Origin of the sequence: Microbacterium sp. BF1, assembly GCF_019279095.1 — a bacterium.
In the GTDB taxonomy this organism is placed as follows: Bacteria; Actinomycetota; Actinomycetes; order Actinomycetales; family Microbacteriaceae; genus Microbacterium; species Microbacterium maritypicum.
In genome coordinates, this window is sequence record NZ_JAGYWT010000089.1 from 1 (window position 1) to 7,184 (window position 7,184).

The 7,184-nt window shown below is 67.5% G+C and carries 6 protein-coding genes and 1 pseudogene; 4 read left to right on the forward strand and 3 right to left on the reverse strand.

Annotated features, from left to right (window positions below):
* On the reverse strand, positions 1-519 hold a 519-nt coding region (locus tag KZA10_RS05055), incomplete at its 3' end, for a DUF6328 family protein (RefSeq protein ID WP_218682335.1).
* A gap of 59 nt (positions 520-578) precedes the next feature.
* The gene (locus KZA10_RS05060) at positions 579-1,172 is read right to left on the reverse strand and encodes a 1-acyl-sn-glycerol-3-phosphate acyltransferase (RefSeq protein WP_127482635.1); all 594 of its coding nucleotides are present in this window, start codon (positions 1,170-1,172) and stop codon (positions 579-581) included.
* A 94-nt stretch (positions 1,173-1,266) separates the two neighbouring features.
* On the opposite strand from KZA10_RS05060, the gene KZA10_RS05065 reads away from it, so the two are divergent.
* Complete coding sequence (locus KZA10_RS05065; RefSeq protein ID WP_167497413.1) at positions 1,267-1,413, forward strand: hypothetical protein; 147 nt, start codon at positions 1,267-1,269, stop codon at positions 1,411-1,413.
* Between the two features lie 34 nt (positions 1,414-1,447).
* On the opposite strand, the gene KZA10_RS05070 is transcribed toward KZA10_RS05065, so the two are convergent.
* The gene (locus KZA10_RS05070) at positions 1,448-2,926 is read right to left on the reverse strand and encodes an MDR family MFS transporter (RefSeq protein WP_141386681.1); all 1,479 of its coding nucleotides are present in this window, start codon (positions 2,924-2,926) and stop codon (positions 1,448-1,450) included.
* A 173-nt stretch (positions 2,927-3,099) separates the two neighbouring features.
* Between KZA10_RS05070 and KZA10_RS05075 the strand changes: the two are divergent.
* From KZA10_RS05075 to KZA10_RS05085, 3 genes and pseudogenes are all read left to right on the forward strand, one after another.
* A pseudogene (locus KZA10_RS05075) lies at positions 3,100-4,947 on the forward strand (ABC transporter ATP-binding protein); the annotation flags it as partial.
* A 1-nt stretch (position 4,948) separates the two neighbouring features.
* Entirely contained in the window at positions 4,949-6,412 is a 1,464-nt protein-coding gene (locus KZA10_RS05080; RefSeq protein ID WP_256934442.1) for a penicillin-binding protein 2, read from the forward strand.
* 27 nt (positions 6,413-6,439) lie between these two features.
* Positions 6,440-7,184 (forward strand): Mur ligase family protein (locus KZA10_RS05085; protein ID WP_256934443.1); only part of this gene is annotated, 745 nt, incomplete at its 3' end.

Sequence of the window (7,184 nt, forward strand, 5' to 3'; positions counted from 1 at the left end):
CGCACCTCCGCGGGCGCGGGGTCTGCCGCGCATGATGCGCGGCAGCGCCACCCAGAGCGCCGCCACGAGAACGAGGGCCGCGACGAGCGCGACGATCCCCGCCGTGCGGTTGACCGTGAAGTCCACGATCAGGGTGGTCACCCCGATGGTGAGCGCGCCGATCACGACCAGGTCGATGCGGACGATCCGGGCGGCGATGCGGACGAGGTCGGGCTTGCGGCGATACCCGAACAGCGCGCGATGCATCCCCACCGGCGCCAGGGCGAGGATGGTCGCCACGGCGGCGAGTGCGACGAGGATGACGTACACGTCGCGCTGGAGTTCGTCCATATCGGTGAACCGGGGCTGGAACGCGACCGCCAGGAGGAAGCCGGTGAGGATCTGGGTGCCGGTCTGCATGACGCGCAGCTCCTGCAGCAACTCATCCCAGTTGCGATCAGCGCGTTCGTTCGCGGTCTCGTCCCGTCCGTCGGCACGATCGTCGAGCTCGTGCTCGCCACCCGAAGAGTCTGCTGTCATGGACTCAGTGTGGTTTCCCGGCGCGGGTGCTGTCCAGGTCTTCCCGCGGGAGGCGCAGCCTAGGTGGCGTCGGGCTCAGTGGTGGCGGGGAGCTCTTCGCGCAACCGCGGCTCGGTGCGTCGTTCGGGACGCACGCCGGCCTTGTCGGCGTAGAACGCGCGGATCCGGTCCATGTCCGCCCCGACATCCCCGGTCAGGTCGATCGTCGGCCCGAGCCCCGACGTCATGGTCGTCCTGTCGACGAACCCGAGGGTCACCGGCATGCCGGTCTCTCGCGCGATCCGGTAGAAGCCCGATTTCCAGTACTCGTTGCCGCCGCGGGTGCCGTCCGGGGTGACGACGAGACCGAACACGGTCCCGGCGTGGACCTGTCCCACGACATCGTTCACCACGCGAGCCGGGTCGGAGCGATCGACGGGGATGCCGCCGAGGCGTCGCATGATCGGACCGCGCCAGCCGCGGAAGAGGCTCTTCTTGCCGAGCCAGTGCACGTCGATGTCGAGCCGCCACGCGATGGCGAGCATCAGGACGAAGTCCCAGTTCGACGTATGGGGTGCCCCCACGAGAACGGTCGGACGTGTCGGTGCGGCCTCGCTCACGAGCGTCCATCTGCTGAACGCCCAGAACGTGCGGGCGAGGAGTCGTTTGAGCATGGAACAACCGTAAGCGAGAATCGCCGTCCGTCCACTGTCGAGGCGTCTCGCCCGGTTCGGCGCCACGTGCGTCGGGCAGGCGTACGATCGAGGGATGAAGAACACGCAGCAGGACTCCGTGCAGCAGGAAGCACCCCTCGGGCTGCAGCCGCTCCCGGACTCTCTGAACCTGCTCGAAGGCGACGCCTTCGGCTACTGCAGCGATGGCGTCTGCCACATCCCCGCACCGAAGAGCGAGTAAGAGGCAGACGCCATCGCGGGCCGTCTACGGACGGTCAGTGCCCTCCGTGGAGTCCCTCGCCGGCATCGTCTGCAGGCTTGCGGACGAACGGGCTGAGGGCCACTGCCGCGAGCGAGATGATCGCCGCGATCAGGAACGCCATGCGCGCGCCGGGGGCACCGGCGACCGCGGTCGACAGTCCCTCTTGTTCGCCGGCGTGCAGGATCGACGAGTACGTCACCAGCAGCAGCGCCACGCCCGCCGCGCCGCCGACCTGCTGCAGTGTGTTCAGCACAGCCGAACCGTGCGAGTACAGGGAGCGCTGGAGCGAACCGAGCGAGGCGGAGAACAGCGGCGTGAACGACATCGCGAGTCCGACCGACATGGCGGCCTGCACGATGATGAGGACCCACCACACGGTGTGCTCGCCCACGGTCGAGTAGAAGAACAGCGCGGCGGAGACGAGGATCGTGCCGGGGATCAGCAGCGGACGCGTGCCGCGCGCATCGTAGACGCGCCCCATGATCGGTCCGAGCAGACCCATCAGCAGCGATCCGGGGAGCAGGATCAGCCCCGACTGCAGCGGATTCAGACCGGCGACGTTCTGCAGATACTGCGGAAGCAGCGTCAGGGTGCCGAACATCGACAGCGCCAGGATCGACATGATGATCACGGAGAGGGTGAAGTTGCTGGAGCGGAACACCCGCAGGTCGAGCAGCGCGTCGTCGATGCGCTGCAGCACGAGCTGGCGCCAGACGAAGAGTCCGAGCGACAGAGCACCCACGACCAGCGAGACGATGCCGGTGGTCTCGCCCGATCCGCCCTCGCCGCCGAACTGGCTGAGTCCGAACACGATGCCGCCGAAGCCGAGCGCCGCGAGCGGGATCGAGAGCACGTCGAGCGGAACGGCTCGGGTCTCGCCGAGGTTCGTCATCCACTTCGCGCCCATGGCCAGGGCGATCAGGGCGATCGGGAGGATGATCCCGAAGAGGGCACGCCAGCTGGCGAATTCGAGGACGGCGCCCGCGAGCGTCGGGCCGATCGCGGGAGCGAGCGAGATCACCAGGCCGACACGGCCCATCATGCGGCCGCGGGACTGCGGCGGGACCACGTTCATGATCGTCGTCATCAGCAGCGGCATCATGATGCCGGTACCGGCGGCCTGGATCACGCGGCCGACGAGCAGCACCGTGAATCCGGGCGCGATGAGCGCGACGAGCGTGCCGAGCGAGAAGGCGATCATCGCGGCGATGAAGACCTGGCGCGTCGTGAACCGTTGCAGGATGAAGCCGGTGGTGGGGATCACCACAGCCATGGTCAGCATGAAGGCGCTGGTGAGCCATTGGCCGAGCTCGGGCGGGATGCCCAGGTCGGTGTTCAGATGGGGAATCGCGATCCCCATCGTGGTCTCGTTGAGGATGGCGACGAAGGCGGCGACCAGGAGGAGCCAGATCACCCGCATGTCCTTGCGGGAGATCTCGCCCCCCGCCGGTGCGGCGGTCGTGGAGAGGGAGCCGGTATCGACGGCAGACATGGGCGGCCTCCAGGGCGAAGAAGAATGGATATCGCGAGAGTTCGCAAGAGTTCGCAAGAGTCCTTCAGCGTAACGGCAGCCGCGGACATTTCATTCCGAACTCACAGATATCCGCGCTCGGCGCGGGCTCGGGTCTCGATGTCGTCGTGCGTGGGTACGCTGGCGCCATGAGTATGGGCGGAGGCATGGGTGGTGGACATCGCGGTGGTTTCCGCGGTGTCGATGAAGACGCGCAGCGGAGGCTGAACGCCGAGGCGCCTCGGATCAACGGGCTCGGCGCGCGGGTGGTGTCGTTGTTCCGGGCGTATCGCTGGCGCATCTTCTTCACGGGCATCCTGGTGGTGGTCGGGGCCGCGATCGCCGTCATCCCGCCCCTGATCGTGCAGCGCATCTTCGATGACGCGCTGTTCCCGGTGGCCGGGGGCGGGCCGCACCTCGAGCTGCTGGCCTGGCTCGTGGCCGCGATGATCGGATTGTTCCTGATCTCCGCGGTGCTGGGAGTCGCTCAGACGTGGCTGACCTCGACCGTCGGCAACAGTGTCACCGGAGACCTGCGGGTGAAGCTGTTCGAGCACCTGCAGGCGATGGAGCTCGGCTTCTTCACCCGCACCAAGACGGGCGTCATCCAGTCCCGGCTGCAGAACGACGTCGGCGGCGTCTCCGGTGTGCTGACCAACACCGTCACCAGCATCCTCGGCAACGTCGTAACCGTGATCGCCTCGCTCGTCGCGATGATCCTGATCGACTGGCGGCTGACGCTGATCGCGGTGATCATGATGCCGTTCCTGATCTTCGTGCAGCGCAAGGTGGGCCAGGTGCGGGCCCGCATCGCGGGGGAGACGCAGGAATCCCTGTCCGAGCTCACCTCGATCACCCAGGAGACGCTGAGCGTCTCGGGCATGCTGCTGTCGAAGGCGTTCAACCGGCAGCGCACCGAGTCGGAGCGCTACCAGGCCGAGAACCGCAACCAGGTCACGCTGCAGGTGCGTCGGGCGATGAGCGGTCAGGGTTTCTTCGCGGTCGTGCAGGTGCTCATGGCCAGTGTTCCCGCTGTCATCTATCTGGTCTCCGGCTACTTGATCGCCGGCGGCACCGGTGCCATCACCGCGGGAACCGTCGTCGCCTTCACCACCGTGCAGGCACGACTTCTCATGCCGTTGATGGGACTGATGCGGGTGTCGCTCGACCTGCAGACGTCATCGGCGCTGTTCGCCCGCATCTTCGAGTACCTCGACCTGGTGCCGGAGATCGAGGATGCCCCGGATGCGATCACGGTCGACGAGGCACCGGGGCCACGGGGGCGTCTGGAGTTCGCCGACGTCGTCTTCCGCTATCCGGACGCCTCCGCCGATGCCAGACCGACGCTCGACGGGGTGTCGTTCGTGGCGGAACCGGGGCAGCACGTCGCGTTCGTCGGACCGTCCGGCGCCGGCAAGACCACGATCCTGTACCTCGCGCCCCGACTGTACGAAGCGAAGGGAGGCGCGGTGATGTTCGCCGGCGCCGACGTGCGCGCGCTCACCCAGGAGTCGATCATCGACCATGTCGGGATCGTCTCCCAGGAGACCTACCTGTTCCACGCCACCATCCGCGAGAATCTGCGCTACGCCAAGCCGGATGCGACCGAGGACGAACTGATCGCCGCGTGCACGGCCGCGAACATCCACCACATCATCGCTGGGTTCGAGCAGGGGTACGACACGGTGGTGGGGGAGCGCGGGTACCGGCTTTCCGGCGGCGAGAAGCAGCGGATCGCGATCGCCCGTGTGCTCCTCAAGGATCCGCCGGTGCTGCTTCTGGATGAGGCCACCTCCGCGCTCGACACGGTGTCGGAGCGCGTGGTGCAGGAAGCGCTCGACGAGGCGGCGAAGGGGCGCACCACGCTCTCCATCGCCCACCGGCTCTCGACAGTGATGGGTGCCGACGTGATCCACGTGCTGGAGGCCGGACGCATCGTCGAGTCGGGAACCCATGCCGAGCTCCTCGCACTGGGCGGACTCTACGCCGAGCTCGCAGCCGAGCATGGACAAGATCGCGGCCATCACCGGACAGACCGGCGAGGAGGTTCGCGCGTTGGTGTCGAACGCTCTCGCCGAGAACCCCAACAGCCAGTACGTGGCCCTCAAGCGCGGACTCAACACCGACCAGTTCATGAAGCTCAAGGCGCTGGGCGTCTCCTCCTACTTGAGCATGCCGCCACGCGAGACGCGGGTGTACCCGAACGGCGCGGTCGCCGGCAATATCCTCGGCTTCCTCGACAACTCGGGCGAGGCGCAGGCCGGCGTCGAGAAGCTGGACGACTCGTGCCTGGCTCCCATCGACGGGGAGGAGACGTACCGCAAGGGCAAGGACGGCGTCGTGATCCCCGGGAGCGAGCGCACCATCGACGCCGTGAACGGCGGTTCCGTGCAACTGACCATCAACAGCGATCTCAACTGGTACCTGCAGCAGATGATCGCCGAAGAGGCCCAGATACAGGGCGCCAAGGGTGCCACGGCGACAGTTGTCGAGGTGAAGACGGGGAAGATCCGCGCCGCGGCCGAGTGGCCGGCGCTGGACCCGAACGACCTCGATGCCTCGACACCGGAGACCAGGGCGAGCCAGATCTTCCACCGCGACTTCGAGCCGGGATCGACCTTCAAGGCCGTCACCGCGGCTGCAGCCATCGAGGGCGCTGGTCTGACGCCCCTCAGCACGGTGAGCGCTTCCTCTCGCGAGAAGTTCCCGAACGGCGCCGTCGTCAACGACGCGTTCAGCCACCCCGCCTACAACTACACCCTCGCCGGTGGACTCATCGACTCGTCGAACGTCGCGCTGTCGAAGTTCGGCACCATGGTGAGCCCCGAGGTGCGGTACGACTACCTCGAGCGGTTCGGCGTCGGCGAGAAGACGCTCGACTTCCCGTCCGAGGTCGGGGGGATCCTGCACCCGGTCAGCGACTGGGACAACCAGTCGCTCTACACGACGACATTCGGGCAGTACTTCACCGTGACGGCCGCCCAGCTCGCCGGCGCCTACCAGGCGATCGCGAACGGCGGCGAGAAGATCGATCTCTCGCTCGTCGAGTCGTGCACCGGAGCCGACGGCACCGTCACCGAGGCGGCGGATCCGAAGCACGAGCAGATCATCCAGGAGCAGACGGCCGCCGAGCTCACCCGGATGCTCGAGAACGTCGCGGTGCAGGGCGGCAACGCCGAGCGCATCCAGGTTCCCGGCTACCGTGTGACCAGCAAGACCGGTACCGCGCAGGTCTCCGACGGGAACGGCGGCTACAAGGCCGGGGTCTACTACACCAGCATGGTGGGCTTCGCGCCGGTCGACGATCCGCAGTACGTCGTCGTGGTCACCCTGGACGAGCCGACTAAGGTTGTATCGTCCGCGGCCACCGCATCCGCCTTCCAGAAGGCGATGACGCAGGTGATGAAGACCTATCGCGTGATGCCGTCCTCTGTCCCGATGGACGAGCTCCTTCCCAAGTTCGGATAGTCGGCGAGAGCCGCGCATGGAGATGACATGATCGCCCTGACGCTCGCTGAGATCACCGCTGCTGTCGGCGGTGATCTGCGCGTGGCCGGAGAAGACACGACCGAGACCGTGGTCGACGGACTCGTCGACACCGATTCACGCACGATGGGCCCCGGGTCGATCTTCGTGGCCAAGCCCGGAGCCGAGACCGACGGCCACCGCTTCGTCGGTGCCGCCGCCGAGGCAGGCGCCGTGCTGGCGATCGTCGAGCACCCCGTCGACGTCGCCGTCAGCCAGATCGTCGTACCGGATGCGGTCGCAGCTCTCGGCGCCCTCGCGAAGGAGGTCGTCGCGCGCGTCCGTGCCGGCGGAGACCTTCGCATCGTCGGCATCACCGGATCGAACGGCAAGACCACCACCAAGAACTTCCTCGCGCGCATCCTCGAAGCCGAGGGCGAGACCGTCGCCCCCGTGAAGTCGTTCAACAACGAGGTCGGCGCTCCCGTCACCATGCTCCGGGTCACCGAGAGCACCCGCTTCCTCGTGAGCGAGTTCGGAGCGGCGGCACCGGGGAGCATCGCTCACCTCGCAGGCCTCGTGGAGCCCGATGTCGCCGTCGTGCTGATGGTCGGTATGGCGCATGCCGGGGGATTCGGTGGGATCGAGGCGACGGCGAAGGCGAAAGCCGAACTGGTCGCCGCCGCCCGCGTGCCCGGAACCGCAGTGCTCAACGTCGACGACGCCAGGGTCGCCGCCATGCGCGACCTCGCGGACTCCCGCGGGCTGCGCACGG